Annotated in this window: 13 protein-coding genes; 7 read left to right on the top strand and 6 right to left on the bottom strand. The window is 67.1% G+C overall.

All coding sequences use genetic code 11. From position 1 onward, the window contains the following. Positions 1 to 169 precede the first annotated feature (169 nt). From rplI to rpsF, 4 genes are all read right to left on the bottom strand, one after another. On the bottom strand, positions 170 to 616 hold the full coding sequence (gene rplI / locus ACIRA5_RS41615; protein WP_403700170.1) for a 50S ribosomal protein L9: 447 nt from the start codon (positions 614 to 616) through the stop codon (positions 170 to 172). An 18-nt stretch (positions 617 to 634) separates the two neighbouring features. Beyond that, positions 635 to 871 carry a 30S ribosomal protein S18 gene (gene rpsR, locus ACIRA5_RS41610; RefSeq protein WP_003949403.1) on the bottom strand — a complete coding sequence of 79 codons (237 nt, stop codon included), beginning with the start codon at positions 869 to 871 and terminating at the stop codon, positions 635 to 637. A 57-nt stretch (positions 872 to 928) separates the two neighbouring features. Beyond that, positions 929 to 1,528, bottom strand: coding sequence for a single-stranded DNA-binding protein (locus tag ACIRA5_RS41605; RefSeq protein WP_403700167.1), 600 nt, complete (start codon positions 1,526 to 1,528; stop codon positions 929 to 931). Between the two features lie 77 nt (positions 1,529 to 1,605). After that, positions 1,606 to 1,896 (bottom strand): 30S ribosomal protein S6, encoded by a 291-nt coding sequence (rpsF, locus tag ACIRA5_RS41600; protein ID WP_004950685.1) that lies wholly within the window; start codon positions 1,894 to 1,896, stop codon positions 1,606 to 1,608. Between the two features lie 312 nt (positions 1,897 to 2,208). On the opposite strand from rpsF, the gene ACIRA5_RS41595 reads away from it, so the two are divergent. From ACIRA5_RS41595 to ACIRA5_RS41585, 3 genes are all read left to right on the top strand, one after another. After that, entirely contained in the window at positions 2,209 to 2,520 is a 312-nt protein-coding gene (locus tag ACIRA5_RS41595; protein WP_403700165.1) for a hypothetical protein, read from the top strand. Between the two features lie 237 nt (positions 2,521 to 2,757). Next, a complete protein-coding gene (femX, locus tag ACIRA5_RS41590) occupies positions 2,758 to 3,879 on the top strand; it encodes a peptidoglycan bridge formation glycyltransferase FemX (RefSeq protein ID WP_266432684.1) in 1,122 nt (373 codons plus the stop codon). Between the two features lie 147 nt (positions 3,880 to 4,026). After that, complete coding sequence (locus tag ACIRA5_RS41585) at positions 4,027 to 5,058, top strand: alanine racemase (RefSeq protein ID WP_067376727.1); 1,032 nt, start codon at positions 4,027 to 4,029, stop codon at positions 5,056 to 5,058. A 115-nt stretch (positions 5,059 to 5,173) separates the two neighbouring features. Here ACIRA5_RS41585 and ACIRA5_RS41580 read toward each other — a convergent pair whose 3' ends face one another. Together ACIRA5_RS41580 and ACIRA5_RS41575 are read right to left on the bottom strand one after the other, a co-directional pair. Further along, on the bottom strand, positions 5,174 to 6,685 hold the full coding sequence (locus tag ACIRA5_RS41580) for a glycosyltransferase family 87 protein (RefSeq protein ID WP_403700161.1): 1,512 nt from the start codon (positions 6,683 to 6,685) through the stop codon (positions 5,174 to 5,176). A gap of 117 nt (positions 6,686 to 6,802) precedes the next feature. Further along, positions 6,803 to 9,418, bottom strand: a complete 2,616-nt coding sequence (locus tag ACIRA5_RS41575; RefSeq protein WP_403700158.1) for a transglycosylase domain-containing protein — start codon at positions 9,416 to 9,418, stop codon at positions 6,803 to 6,805. Between the two features lie 374 nt (positions 9,419 to 9,792). On the opposite strand from ACIRA5_RS41575, the gene ACIRA5_RS41570 reads away from it, so the two are divergent. The 4 genes from ACIRA5_RS41570 (at position 9,793) to ACIRA5_RS41555 (ending at position 13,660) form a co-directional block, all read left to right on the top strand. After that, positions 9,793 to 10,524: a helix-turn-helix transcriptional regulator gene (locus ACIRA5_RS41570; RefSeq protein WP_403700155.1), complete on the top strand. Its 732-nt coding sequence runs from the start codon at positions 9,793 to 9,795 to the stop codon at positions 10,522 to 10,524. Positions 10,525 to 10,568: 44 nt separating this feature from the next. Next, a complete protein-coding gene (locus tag ACIRA5_RS41565) occupies positions 10,569 to 11,651 on the top strand; it encodes an inositol-3-phosphate synthase (RefSeq protein ID WP_067376714.1) in 1,083 nt (360 codons plus the stop codon). A 124-nt stretch (positions 11,652 to 11,775) separates the two neighbouring features. Further along, positions 11,776 to 13,038: an MFS transporter gene (locus ACIRA5_RS41560; protein WP_403700151.1), complete on the top strand. Its 1,263-nt coding sequence runs from the start codon at positions 11,776 to 11,778 to the stop codon at positions 13,036 to 13,038. A 112-nt stretch (positions 13,039 to 13,150) separates the two neighbouring features. Continuing rightward, a complete protein-coding gene (locus ACIRA5_RS41555) occupies positions 13,151 to 13,660 on the top strand; it encodes a hypothetical protein (RefSeq protein WP_403700149.1) in 510 nt (169 codons plus the stop codon). Positions 13,661 to 13,807 lie beyond the last annotated feature (147 nt).

Genomic DNA, 13,807 nt, shown 5'->3' with positions numbered 1-13,807 from the left:
GTTGCGCTGTCGTCCTCGCCATCGCTGTCGTCCTCGCCGTCACCCTCAGGCCCGTTTCACGTGAAACACAGAGCAGCTCGCCCTGCTGGACGAACTCGCCCCGGCCGAACGAAGAAGGGCCGTACCCCAGCGGGTACGGCCCTTCTCTCAGCTATGCCGAGCGCAGCGGTCAGGCCGCGACGACCTCGATGTTGACCTTGGCGGCAACCTCGGGGTGCAGACGCACGGACGTCTCGTGGGCGCCCAGAGTCTTGATCGGCGAGCCCAGCTCGATGCGGCGCTTGTCGACCTCGGGGCCACCGGAAGCCTTGATCGCCGAAGCGATGTCGGCCGGGGTGACGGAACCGAAGAGACGACCGGCGTCGCCGGAGCGGACGGCCAGACGGACCTTCACGCCTTCGAGGCGGGCCTTGATCTCGTTGGCCTGCTCGATGGTCGCGATCTCGTGGATCTTGCGAGCACGACGGATCTGCTCGACGTCCTTCTCGCCACCCTTGGTCCAGCGGATCGCAAAGTTCCGCGGGACCAGGTAGTTGCGAGCGTAACCGTCCTTGACGTCGACGACGTCGCCCGCGGCACCGAGGCCGGAGACCTCGTGGGTGAGGATGATCTTCATTAGTCGGTCACCCTTCCCTTATCGCGCGGTGGACGTGTAGGGCAGCAGCGCCATCTCACGGCTGTTCTTCACGGCCGTGGCGACGTCACGCTGGTGCTGCGTGCAGTTGCCGGTCACGCGGCGGGCACGGATCTTGCCGCGGTCGGAAATGAACTTCCGCAGCATGTTCGTGTCCTTGTAGTCCACGTACGTGACCTTGTCCTTGCAGAAAGCGCAGACCTTCTTCTTCGGCTTGCGCACAGGCGGCTTCGCCATGGTGTATCTCCTGTGTGATCAAGAAGTGGGGGTACGGCCCACCCTCGGCCCGAGGGCCTAGAAGGGGGGCTCGTCCGAGTAGCCGCCGCCAGAGCCGCCGGAGCCGCCGGAGTTTCCACCCCAGCCGCCACCGCCGCCGCCCTGGTTGCCACCGGCAGGAGCGCTGGTCGCCCAGGGGTCGTCCGCGGGAGCTCCGCCGCCGCCCTGCTGGCCGCCGCCGGAGCCTCCGCCCCAGCCGCCGCCCTGCTGGCCGCCGCCACCGCCGCCGCCGTAACCGCCCTGGCCACCTCGACCGGTGGTCTTGGTGACCTTGGCCGTGGCGTTCTTCAGGCTGGCGCCGACTTCCTCGACGTCCAGCTCGTAGACCGTGCGCTTGACGCCCTCACGGTCCTCGTAGGACCGCTGCTTCAGCCGGCCCTGCACGATGACGCGCATGCCTCGCTGGAGCGACTCGGCGACGTTCTCCGCCGCCTGACGCCAGACCGAGCAGGTCAGGAACAGGCTCTCGCCGTCCTTCCACTCATTGGTCTGACGGTCGAAGGTGCGGGGAGTGGACGCGACACGGAACTTCGCGACCGCCGCACCGGAAGGGGTGAAGCGCAGCTCGGGGTCGTCGACAAGATTGCCGACGACCGTGATGACGGTCTCGCCTGCCATGGGGGAACCTCTCGGCGGGTTTGCTGCTGGCTGCTAGTGCTGCTACTCGATGCCCGAGATCAGCTGAGCTGCAGAGCTCAGTGGGTCTCGGGACGGAGGACCTTGGTCCGGAGGACCGACTCGTTCAGGTTCATCTGGCGGTCGAGCTCCTTGACGACCGCAGGCTCGGCCTGCAGGTCGATGACCGAGTAGATGCCCTCGGGCTTCTTCTTGATCTCGTACGCGAGACGACGACGGCCCCAGGTGTCGACCTTCTCGACCTTTCCGTTGCCCTCACGGACGACGGAGAGGAAGTTCTCGATCAGCGGGGAGACAGCGCGCTCCTCGAGATCGGGGTCGAGGATGACCATCACCTCGTAGTGACGCATGTGGAACCCACCTCCTTTGGACTCAACGGCCACGGCGGTTCCGTGGCAGGAGGGTTGTGATGCGTTCGCAACGGTATCCGCCGCCACTGACAACGCCACTGACAAGAAGAGTCCGTCGATGTACCGAGTGATCGGTGAACCGAAGGGGAATCCTTGTCGTGACCTGGCCATGGCCTGGGCAGACACCGGTGCAGAGGGTACAGAGTACCTGCACACCCGCTTCCGGTTGAAATCCGGCCGGGGTCACCGTCAATCTGTACACATCGGGTGTGTATGGCGCTACGATGCGCCGCCTTCCGCAGGAGGTGCCCTATGGCACAGACGCGACCCACCGTTGCCGGCTCTCTGTTCGCGACGGACAACAAACCCCACCCCCTCCAAGACACGCTGCTCGCGGTGACTCTGGTGCTCGGAGTCACCGCTCTCATCACGTCAGCCTTCAACAGCCTGCATCTCATCAGCTCGTGGGCAGGCCTGATCGGGATCATCACCGGTGCCTCCGGGCAGTTCATCTCGGAGACGACCCGGGAGCGCTTCGGCCTGATCCTGGGTCTCGGTGCCTCGGCCGTCGGCTTCTTCCTCGGCATGGCGCACGGCGGCCTCTTCGGCGGCATCATCGGCTGAGGCAGCCGGACCCGTTCCGCGGGCCGGGCAGCCGGACACAACCCCGTCCGGGCGGCCGGAGACACCACCTCCTGCCGAAACAGCCGGACACATCACCCCAGAACGTCCTGACCACGCTTCGGTCGGGACGCAGGTTCAGTGCGGCCAGTCGGGGCGCTCCCAGGGCGCAGTAGGCTTCGGCGCGAGAGCCGGAGCCCCTGTACCCATGGGGACACACCAGCCCGAGGAGCGCCCCGAATGAGCCTGACCCTGAGGACCATCAGCCGAGAGCAGCATCTGGCCTACATCCAGAGCCTGCCCGCGGCTAGCCACATGCAGGTTCCGGCATGGGCCGATGTCAAGGCGGAGTGGCGCTCCGAGAGCCTGGGCTGGTTCGACGAGCGGACCGGCGAGATGGTGGGCGCCGGGCTGGTGCTGTACCGCCAGCTGCCCAAGATCAAGCGCTACCTCGCCTACCTCCCCGAGGGCCCGGTCATCAACTGGTACGCGCCGAACCTCGACGAGTGGCTGCAGCCGATGCTCGCGCACCTCAAGCAGCAGGGCGCCTTCTCCGTGAAGATGGGCCCGCCGGTGATCATCCGGCGCTGGGAGGCCACGTCCATCAAGGGCGGCATCCAGAACCCGGACGTGAAGCGCCTGCGCGACATCGAGGCGGACTTCATCGAACCGCGCGCCTTCGAGGTCGCCGACAAGCTGCGCCGCATGGGCTGGCAGCAGGGTGAGGACGGCGGCGCCGGCTTCGGCGACGTACAGCCCCGCTACGTCTTCCAGGTGCCGCTGGCCAACCGCTCCCTGGAAGAGGTCCACAAAAACTTCAACCAGCTGTGGCGGCGCAACATCAAGAAGGCCGAGAAGGAGGGCGTCGAGGTCGTCCAGGGCGGCTACCACGACCTCGAGGAGTGGCAGCGGCTGTACGAGATCACGGCGATCCGCGACCACTTCCGGCCGCGCCCTCTGTCGTACTTCCAGCGCATGTGGTCGGCCCTCAACACCGAGGACCCCAACCGGATGCGGCTCTACTTCGCCCGGCGCGACGGCGTGAACCTGTCCGCGGCCACGATGCTGGTCGTCGGCGGGCACGTCTGGTACTCGTACGGCGCATCGGACAACATCGGGCGTGAGTTCCGGCCCTCGAACGCGATGCAGTGGCGGATGCTGCGCGACTCGTACGCCCTGGGTGCGACCGTCTACGACCTGCGCGGCATCTCCGACTCGCTGGACGAGACGGACCACCTCTTCGGTCTGATCCAGTTCAAGGTGGGCACGGGCGGGCAGGCCGCCGAGTACCTCGGCGAGTGGGACTTCCCGCTCAACAAGCTGCTCCACAAGGCGCTCGACATCTACATGTCACGCCGCTGAGCCCGTACACGTCGCGCCGCTGAGCCGGACCGGAGCGCATGCCGAGCCGCCCATCCGGCCCGGCGTGGCCCTGTCGGTCCGGCGGATCCGCCACAATTTCCCTACCTCTGATTCACCGCAGCCACGAGAAAGGTTCCGGGACCGGCCATGGCGCTCACGCTCTACGTCGACACCGCGCGCTGGCGGGCACACCACAAGCAGGTGTCCGAGCAGTTTCCGGGGCTCGTCCCCGTCTGCAAGGGCAACGGCTACGGCTTCGGCCACGAGCGGCTCGCCGACGAAGCCACCCGCCTCGGCTCGGACATCCTGGCCGTCGGCACCACGTACGAGGCCGCCCGGATCAAGGACTGGTTCGGCGGCGATCTGCTGGTCCTGACGCCGTTCAGGCGGGGCGAGGAGCCCGTACCGCTGCCCGACCGTGTCATCCGCTCGGTGTCGTCCATCGACGGCGTGTACGGCCTCGTGGGCGCCCGTGTCGTCATCGAGGTGATGTCCTCGATGAAGCGGCACGGTGTCAGCGAGCAGGATCTGCCGCATCTGCACTCCGCCATAGAGAACGTCCGGCTGGAGGGCTTCGCCATCCACCTGCCGCTGGACCGCACCGACGGCTCGGACGCCGTCGAGGAGGTCATCGGCTGGATGGACCGTCTGCGCGCGGCCCGGCTGCCGCTGCACACGATGTTCGTCAGCCACCTCAAGGCCGATGAGCTCGCACGGCTGCAGCAGCAGTTCCCGCAGACCCGCTTCCGCGCCCGTATCGGCACCCGGCTGTGGCTGGGGGACCACGACGCGACCGAGTACCGCGGAGCCGTCCTGGACGTCACCCGCGTCTCCAAGGGCGACCGCTTCGGCTACCGGCAGCAGAAGACGGCCTCCGACGGCTGGCTCGTCGTCGTGGCGGGCGGTACGTCGCACGGAGTGGGCCTGGAGGCCCCGAAGGCTCTGCACGGCGTCATGCCGCGCGCCAAGGGCGTCGCCCGGGCCGGCCTGGCGACGGTCAACCGGAACCTTTCTCCGTTCGTGTGGGCCGGCAAGCAGCGCTGGTTCGCCGAGCCGCCGCACATGCAGGTGTCGATCCTCTTCGTGCCGTCGGACGCCACGGAGCCGCGGGTCGGCGACGAGCTGGTGGCCCATCTGCGGCACACCACCACGCAGTTCGACCGCATCGTGGAGCGCTGATCCCGGGACACGGACACCTGTCCCTACCCTCCGGGGAAGCAGCAAGAAGGCCGTACACACGTACCGTGTACGGCCTTTCGCGTTGCCCGTCAGAGCCGGGCCGAGCCCTGTTCGCTCAGAGCGAACTGTCCTCTCGGGCCGGCCCCTCGCCGTTGCCGCCCCATTCCACCTGAGGCCCGTCGAAGTACGCCGCGTGCCGCGCTGGATGGGCCGCCGCGCCGAGCACGAAGACGTCCTCCGCGCCGTCCAGGACGCCTCCCGAGGGATCGTCCTCGCCCGCCCTGCGCACGACGTCACGCTCCGGCATGAGGATGTCGCGTACGACCACGGCGCACAGGTACAGCGTGCCCAGAAGGTGGGCGGCGATCGCGAACTGGTACCCGTGGGAGGAGAGACCCTTGTGGGCCTCCCCGCTGGTCGTGTACGCGAGGTACATCCAGATCCCCAGGAAGTACGCGACCTCGCACGCCTGCCAGATCAGGAAGTCCCGCCACTTCGGCCGGGCCAGCGCGGCCAGGGGGATCAGCCACAGCACGTACTGGGGCGAGTAGACCTTGTTGGTGAGGATGAAGGCCGCGACGATCAGGAAGGCCAGCTGGGCGAAGCGGGGGCGGCGCGGGGCGGTGAGCGCGAGCGCGGCCATGGCCACGCAGACGAGCACCATCAGGACCAGCGCCCACGCGTTCGCCGTCTGGTAGCTGATCGGGACCTTCCACCAGGTGGAGATGAACAGGAAGACCGAACCGAAGTCGATCCCCCTGGTCTGGCTGAAGCTGTAGAACTTCGCCCAGCCTTCCGGCGCGAGGTACATCACGGGAAGGTTCACCACGAGCCAGGCTCCGACCGCGCCCATGAGCGCGTTCCCGAACTCCCGCCACTTGCCCGCCCGCCAGCACAGCACGAGCAGCGGTCCCATGAGTAGGAACGGGTAGAACTTGGCGGCCGTGGCGAGCCCGAGCAGGACACCGAAAGCGAGGGAGCGGCCACGCGACCACATGAGCATCGCGGCGGCCAGCAGGGCCACCGCGAGGAGGTCCCAGTTGATGGTGGCCGTGAGCGCGAAGGCGGGCGCGAGGGCGACCAGGAGGCCGTCCCAGGGGCGCAGGCGGTGGGTGCGCGCGGTGCATACGGCGATGACCGCCGCGCACACCATGAGCATCCCTGCGTTGACCATCCAGTAGATCTGCTCCTGGTGCTGGATGCTGCCGCCGCCCGGCGTGAGCCAGGCCGCGACCTCCATGAACAGACCGGTCAGGACCGGGTACTCGAGGTAGTCCATGTCGCCGGGGAGCTTGTCGAAGTACGGCACGAGCCCGTCGGCGAAACCGCGTCCCTGGTAGAGGTGCGGGATGTCCGAGTAGCACGCGTGCGTGTACTGCGTGCTGGCCCCGAAGAACCAGCCGCTGTCGTAGCAGGGCAGTTTCTGCACCATACCGAGGGCGAACATGCCGATCGCGACGAGCGCGATCACCCGTACCGGGGTCCACCAGGACGCCCCCAGCAGCGCTCTCCGTCCGATGGGGCCGCCGATCAGCTCGCTTCCGGCCGCGGCGATCTCGTCGTCCTTGGTCGGCCGCACCGGATCCGGCTCGCGCACGCTCGTTCGCGTCGTCTCTGCACTGGGCATGGCGCACATCCTGCCGTACGCGTCTGAGAATGGCCGCAGGGGCGGTAAGAGAACAGGGGCCGTCAGCCACAGCTGACGGCCCCTGTTCCTCGGGTTACGCGTCTATCTATCCGCTATCTATCCGCCATTTTGTCCGGCGATGATGCCGCCGTTGCCATTACCTCTGGTATTCCCGTTGGTATTGGTCTCCGTCGGCGTGGGTGAGGTGGTTCCGGTCGCACCGCCGGTGCTCCCCGCGTCCGTCCCACCGTTGTTCCCACAGTTCCAGCTGAATCTGCCGCAGGTGTCGGTCGGCGAGGCCGTGGGAGAACTGCTGAGGGACGGGCTGGGCGAGTTGCTCAGCGTCGGGCTGGCCGACGGCGACGGCTTGGTCGACGGGGTCGGGCTCGGGCTGGGGCTGGCGTTGAGGATCTCACCGAGCGGCTCGGCCTGCGGGAAGTCCTCGTGCTTGGAGTTCTTCAGGGCCACGGCCATGTAGTCCTTCCAGACCTGGGCCGGGATGTCACCACCGTGGACGGACTCCACACCGCCGGTGCCGTTCATCGATTCCAGCTTGCTCGTCTTCGGGTCGGACCTGAACAGGGTGACGGCCGTGGACAGCTCCCTGGTGTAGCCGACGAACCACGCCGACTTGTTCTTGTCGGTCGTACCCGTCTTGCCGGCCACGGGGAAGCCCATGTCCTTGACCTTCTGGCCGGTTCCGTTCTGGACCACGTTCTGCAGGACGTCGGTGACGTTGTTCGCCACGTTCTCGGGCATCGCGGTCTGCTCGGCGGACGGCTTGAACTGGGCGAGCGGCTTGCTGTCCTTGACCACCTTGGTGACCGAGTACGGCTCGTAGTGCGAGCCCGACGCGGCGAAGGTGCCGTACGCGTCGGCCATGCGAATGGCGCTCGGGGTCGACGTACCGAGGGAGAAGGAGACGTTGTTCAGGTTTCCCTGGTCGAAGGAGTCCGGCAGGATGCCCATGGACTCCGCGACCTTCCGGGTCTTGGAAAGGCCGACGTCGACGCCCAGCTGCGCGAACGGGGAGTTGATGGACTGCTCCATGGCCTTCTTGAGCGTCACCATCCCCCAGGCCTTGGTGCCCTCGTTCTTCTGCCGGAACGGCTTCCCGTCGTTACCCATGATCGGGTCGCCGTTCTGGTCCTTGATCACCAGGAGGTCGTCGCCGTTGTAGCGGGCCATCGGCGAGAGGGCCTGTGGGGTGGTCTTGTACGTTCCGTACTGCATCGCGGTGGCCAGCACGATCGGCTTCCAGGTCGATCCGACCGGCACACCCGTCGTATTGGCGTTGTTGGAGTAGTGGCCCTTGTCGAAGCCGTCGCCTCCGTAGAGCGCGACGATGGCGCCAGTCTTCGGATCGACCGACGCCGCGCCGAACTGCACGTCCTTGTCGGTCGTGGGCCGCGCCTTGGTGTCGAGGAAGCTCTTCTTCGTCGCCTTGACGGCCTTCTCCAGCTCGCCGACCTTCTTCTTGTCGAAGGTCGTGTAGATCCGGTAGCCGCCCTTCTCCAACTGCTCCGGCGTGATGCCGGCCTTCTTCGCCACGTACTCCTTGGCGATGTCGACGAGGTAACCGGTCTGGCCGGACAGCGACGAGTTCGCCTTCTTGAGCGTGGGGAATGTGGTGATCTTGGTCCGCTCGGCCTGGGTCATGTTCCCGACCGTGACCTCACGGTCGAGGATCCATTTCCACCGGTCCTTGACCCGCTTGGTGTTGGAGTCGGGATCGGCCAGCGCCCCGACACCCCCGTCGGGGTTGTACAGGTTCGGGCCCTTGAGGACGGACGCGAGGAAGACGCACTGCTCGGTGCTGAGCTTGCTGGCGTCCACACCGAAGTAGGCCTGGGCCGCCGCCTGGATCCCGTAGGCGTTGCGCCCGTAGTACGCGGTGTTCAGGTAGCCCGCGAGGATCTCGTCCTTGCTCAGCTTCGAGTTCACCTTGATGGAGATGAAGAGCTCTTTGAACTTGCGCGTGATGGTCTGGTCCTGGCTCAGGTACGTGTTCTTCACGTACTGCTGAGTGATGGTCGAGCCACCCTGCGTCTCGCCGCCCCGGGCCATGTTGACGAAGGCGCGCGCGATGCCCTTCGGGTCGACGCCCCGGTCCTTGTAGAAGGACGCGTTCTCGGCGGAGACCACCGCGTTCTTCATGGCCTTCGGGATCTCCTCCGGCCCCACGATCTGCCGGTTCGTCTGGCCGCCGGTGGCTGCCATCTGAGTGTTGTCGGACCAGTAGAAGACGTTGTTCTGGGCCAGGGCCGTGTCGTTCACGTTCGGGATACCCACCATGGCGTACCCGATGCCTGCCGCGACCAGCAGCCCTCCCATGAAGGTGAGGAACGTGCCCGTCACCAGCTTCCAGGAAGGCATCCAGCGCCCGGCTCCCGACTTGCCCGCGCGCGGGTAGTCGATGAAACGCTTCTTTACAGGCCCAGAGGCCCGCGCGCGCCCCGGCCCGTCAGGACCGCCACGGCGGCCGCCGGGCCCTGTGGCGTCGGCGCCTCTGCGCCGACCGCCACCGCTGCTTCTCTGGGCTGCACGCCTGGCTTCGGCGCGACCGCTGTACGGGCGTTCCTCCTCACCTCCCGACTCATAGGAGTCGGAAGGGGACCCGGTGGCTCCTCGCGGTGCCGCACGGCGGCCGGAGGACGGGCCGGTCTGGCCGCGTCGGGCCGCGGCACGTCCGCCGCCCTGTGGCTGCGACGGTTTGCGACGGTGCTCGCTCATCGAACGATTACTCCTCGGGCAGGCGCACCCGTGCGCGCCTGGAAACGGCAGCTGGTTTCCGGTCCCCCCGAAGTACGGATGTGGTCGTTTGCGCATTCACCCGTACTGCACCAGGGACGAGGACGCCCTCAGGCGTCACTCGGTTCCCGGTGGTTTTGCATGGCGCACAGACTACGCACCGTCAAAACACCGCTAATCCTGAAGTTCACCCCAAATCAGGCAACTTGCTTCGTATGAATCGGTGATGTGACGCCGTTCACCATGGCCCCCCTTGTCGCAGACGGACGGCCGATCTATCGTGCTGATGTATCGAGTCGATACATCAGCTCGGCATAAAGAACGTGCCGAGGAGACCGCGGCAGGGAGGAGGCGATATGAGCCGGCGTTCCGGGATCCTCGAGTTCGCCGTCCTCGGCCTGCTTCGCGAGTCCCCGATGCACGGCTATGAGCTGCGCAAGCGACTCAATACGTCACTGGGTGTGTTCCGTGCGTTCAGCTACGGGACGCTCTACCCCTGCCTCAAGACGCTGGTCACGAGCGGCTGGTTGATCGAGGAATCGGGGAGCACCACCGAGGACGCCCTCGCCGCTCCGCTTGCTGGGCGTCGCGCCAAGATCGTCTATCGGTTGACGGCTGAAGGTAAAGAGCACTTCGAGGAGCTGCTCTCGCAGACGGGGCCCGACGCGTACGAGGACGAGCACTTCGCCGCTCGTTTCGCGTTCTTCGGGCAGACGTCACGCGACGTGCGCATGCGCGTACTGGAGGGCCGCCGCAGTCGGCTCGAGGAGCGACTGGAGAAGATGCGTGCCTCGCTGGCACGCACCAGGGAGCGCCTCGACGACTACACCCTTGAGCTCCAGCGCCACGGAATGGAGTCCGTGGAGCGCGAAGTGCGCTGGCTGAACGAGCTCATCGAGAGTGAGCGAGCAGGACGGGACGTCAAGGATTCCGCCTCCGAAGGCACCCCCCGAGGTGTCCCCGAAGGCAGCTCCCCGGGCGCCTTCGAAGGCTCCGCTCAGCAGAACAGCACATCTGGAGAGACGGGCGGCCTGCCCCGGCACCGGGACCAGTCCCGGCCGGATCCGTCCGACGACACCACCACGTGAGGTCCAGTCGGGGCTTCACCTCGTACACACAGGGAGCAACCGGAATGGGTTCGGTTCGCGTAGCCATCGTCGGCGTGGGCAACTGCGCCGCCTCGCTGGTGCAGGGCGTCGAGTACTACAAGGACGCCGACCCGGCGTCCAAGGTCCCGGGTCTGATGCACGTCCAGTTCGGCGACTACCACGTCGGTGACGTCGAGTTCGTCGCCGCCTTCGACGTCGACGCGAAGAAGGTCGGCCTCGACCTCTCCGACGCCATCGGTGCCAGCGAGAACAACACCATCAAGATCTGCGACGTCCCGAACAAGGGCGTCACGGTTCAGCGCGGCCACACCCTCGACGGTCTCGGCAAGTACTACCGCATGACCATCGAGGAGTCCGCCGAGGCGCCGGTCGACATCGTCCAGATCCTCAAGGACAAGCAGGTCGACGTCCTCGTCTGCTACCTGCCCGTCGGTTCCGAGGACGCGGCGAAGTTCTACGCCCAGTGCGCCATCGACGCCAAGGTCGCCTTCGTCAACGCCCTTCCGGTCTTCATCGCCGGCACCAAGGAGTGGGCGGACAAATTCACCGAGGCGGGCGTCCCGATCGTCGGCGACGACATCAAGTCGCAGGTCGGCGCCACCATCACGCACCGTGTGATGGCGAAGCTGTTCGAGGACCGCGGTGTCCGTCTTGAGCGCACCATGCAGCTCAACGTGGGCGGCAACATGGACTTCAAGAACATGCTGGAGCGCGACCGCCTCGAGTCGAAGAAGATCTCGAAGACGCAGGCCGTCACCTCGCAGATCCCCGACCGCGACATGGGCGAGAAGAACGTCCACATCGGTCCCTCGGACTACGTGGCCTGGCTCGACGACCGCAAGTGGGCGTACGTCCGTCTCGAGGGCCGCGCCTTCGGTGACGTCCCGCTGAACCTGGAGTACAAGCTCGAGGTCTGGGACTCCCCGAACTCCGCGGGTGTCATCATCGACGCCCTGCGCGCCGCGAAGATCGCCAAGGACCGCGGCATCGGCGGCCCGATCCTGTCGGCGTCCTCGTACTTCATGAAGTCCCCGCCGGTCCAGTACTTCGACGACGAGGCCTTCGCCAACGTCGAGAAGTTCATCAAGGGCGAGGTCGAGCGCTAGCAAGACAGGCCTCCAAGCGCCGTCGAGACACGGCGCGGAGCGCCGAGGGGCTTTTCGCTCCTGCCCGTCGAGGGTCCCTGGGTCTTTGACCCGGGGACCCTCCTCGTATGTGAGGCTGTGCCCCATGGCTGTCGTGCGTGACCTGCGCGTCCTCCTGCGCTTCCAGGGCTTCAGACGCCTGCTCGGCGTCCGGTTGCTGTCCCAGGGCGCCGACGGCGTCTACCAGGTCGCGCTCGCCACGTACGTCGTCTTCTCACCGGAGAAGCAGACCTCAGCGGCCTCCATCGCCTCCGCGATGGCGGTACTGCTCCTGCCGTACTCCCTGGTCGGCCCCTTCGCCGGCGTCCTGCTGGACCGCTGGCGGCGCCGCCAGGTCCTCCTGTACGGCAATCTGCTGCGGACCACGCTGGCCTGCGTGACGGCCGTACTGATGCTGAGCCATGTCCCCGACCGGCTCTTCTACGCCTCCGCGCTGTGCGTCACCGCGGTCAACCGGTTCGTCCTCGCGGGCCTCTCGGCCGCCCTGCCCCGAGTCGTCGACTCCCACCGGCTGGTCATGGCCAACGCCCTGTCACCCACCGCCGGAACACTCGCCGCGACGGCGGGCGGCGGCCTCGCGTTCGTCGTACGACTGGTCGCCTCGGACTCGGACGCGGCGGTCGTCCTCCTCGGTGCGACCCTCTATCTGTGCGCCGCGCTCGCCTCGCTGCGCATCGCACCGGAACTGCTCGGCCCCGATCAGGAATGGGTGCAGCCGAGCTTGCGTACGGCGCTCACCGGCACCGCGCACGATCTCGCGGCCGGTGTGCGCCATCTCGCCGAGCCCGCGCGGCGGGAGGCGGCCTGGGCGCTCCTGTCGATGACCCTGATGCGCTTTTGCTACGGCGCCCTGACCGTCATGGTGCTGATGCTGTGCCGGTACGCCTGGTCGTCCGACTCCGACGGCGGGCTCGCCCTGCTGGGCCTGGCCGTGGGCATCTCCGGGGCGGGCTTCTTCGTCGCGGCCGTGGTGACGCCCTGGGCGGTGGGACGACTGGGACCCGGCGGCTGGATCGCCGCGTGCGCGGCCGCGGCGGCAGTCCTGGAACCGGCGCTCGGCCTCCCCTTCGAGGCGGCGCCCATGCTGGCCGCCGCCTTCGTTCTCGGCCTGACCACACAGGGCGCGAAGATCGCCACCGACACGATCGTGCAGTCCTCGGTCGACGACGGTTACCGCGGCCGGATCTTCTCCGTCTACGACGTCCTGTTCAACATCGCCTTCGTCGGCGCGGCCGCAGTAGCCGCCCTGATGCTGCCTCCTGACGGCCGCTCAGCTGCCCTCGTCGTCACGCTGGCCGTGATCTACGCAGCAATTGCTGTTGCTATGGCCCGCTTTGAGATGCAGTAAGTGTCACATCAGGGCCACAGAGCCTCTCTGGGCTACTGCGTTGTCAGTCGGTCCCGATAACTTACGTGCGTCTTATTCACGCCACGCGCTTACGTTCTAGGGGGACCCCTAAGTGACCACTCCGCCGCCCCAGGGCCAGAACCCGTTCGCCCAGGGCCAGCAGCCCTACGGACAGCCGCCCCAGGGTCAGGCTCCGTACGGACCGCCGCCGCAGGGTTACCCGCAGCAGCCCGGCCAGCCCGGCTTCCCGCAGCAGGGGCCGATTCCCTACGCTCCGGTCGCACCGCAGCGCCCGAAGCGCGGCGTCAAGCAGTACCTGCGCATAGCCCTTGCCGTCGCGGGCCTTGGCGTCATCGTGGGCGGTTGGGTGCTCAACAACGACAGCGAGGACGCCAAGAAGCTGGTCGTAGGCGACTGCCTGTACAACAAGGGGACCGCGAACGACCCGGACGTCATCCAGGTCGACTGCACCGACGCCAAGGCCACGCACAAGGTCCTCAAGAAGGCGGACGGCGCCTCACTTCCTTCGCTGACATGCGAGAGCGTCACGGGCACGACGGCGACACTGACGTGGAAGGAAACCGGCGAGTCCTTCACGCTGTGCCTCGGGGCCAACAAGTAGCCCGCGGATCTGGATGTGCCAAGGGGCGGTGTTTCACGTGAAACACCGCCCTCAGCCATGCTGAGCACCGAGGTGCAGCCGAGTGGATCACTGCATGCACGGACGGCGCCGCCGTCCTCGAACAGTCCCTCGGGCTGCCGTTCACAC

Origin of the sequence: Streptomyces sp. NPDC096311 (assembly GCF_044763085.1) — a bacterium.
Lineage (GTDB): Bacteria > Actinomycetota > Actinomycetes > Streptomycetales > Streptomycetaceae > Streptomyces.
This window is presented reverse-complemented; position numbering and strand designations above follow the sequence as displayed.

Coding starts and splice junctions, on each gene's coding strand:
- rplI (WP_403700170.1), bottom strand. CDS start 616: ATGAAGATCATCCTCACCCACGAGGTCTCCGGCCTCGGTGCCGCGGGC.
- ACIRA5_RS41570 (WP_403700155.1), top strand. CDS start 9,793: ATGAGCCGGCGTTCCGGGATCCTCGAGTTCGCCGTCCTCGGCCTGCTT.
- ACIRA5_RS41580 (WP_403700161.1), bottom strand. CDS start 6,685: ATGCCCAGTGCAGAGACGACGCGAACGAGCGTGCGCGAGCCGGATCCG.
- rpsR (WP_003949403.1), bottom strand. CDS start 871: ATGGCGAAGCCGCCTGTGCGCAAGCCGAAGAAGAAGGTCTGCGCTTTC.
- femX (WP_266432684.1), top strand. CDS start 2,758: ATGAGCCTGACCCTGAGGACCATCAGCCGAGAGCAGCATCTGGCCTAC.
- ACIRA5_RS41585 (WP_067376727.1), top strand. CDS start 4,027: ATGGCGCTCACGCTCTACGTCGACACCGCGCGCTGGCGGGCACACCAC.
- ACIRA5_RS41560 (WP_403700151.1), top strand. CDS start 11,776: ATGGCTGTCGTGCGTGACCTGCGCGTCCTCCTGCGCTTCCAGGGCTTC.
- rpsF (WP_004950685.1), bottom strand. CDS start 1,896: ATGCGTCACTACGAGGTGATGGTCATCCTCGACCCCGATCTCGAGGAG.
- ACIRA5_RS41575 (WP_403700158.1), bottom strand. CDS start 9,418: ATGAGCGAGCACCGTCGCAAACCGTCGCAGCCACAGGGCGGCGGACGT.
- ACIRA5_RS41605 (WP_403700167.1), bottom strand. CDS start 1,528: ATGGCAGGCGAGACCGTCATCACGGTCGTCGGCAATCTTGTCGACGAC.
- ACIRA5_RS41565 (WP_067376714.1), top strand. CDS start 10,569: ATGGGTTCGGTTCGCGTAGCCATCGTCGGCGTGGGCAACTGCGCCGCC.
- ACIRA5_RS41595 (WP_403700165.1), top strand. CDS start 2,209: ATGGCACAGACGCGACCCACCGTTGCCGGCTCTCTGTTCGCGACGGAC.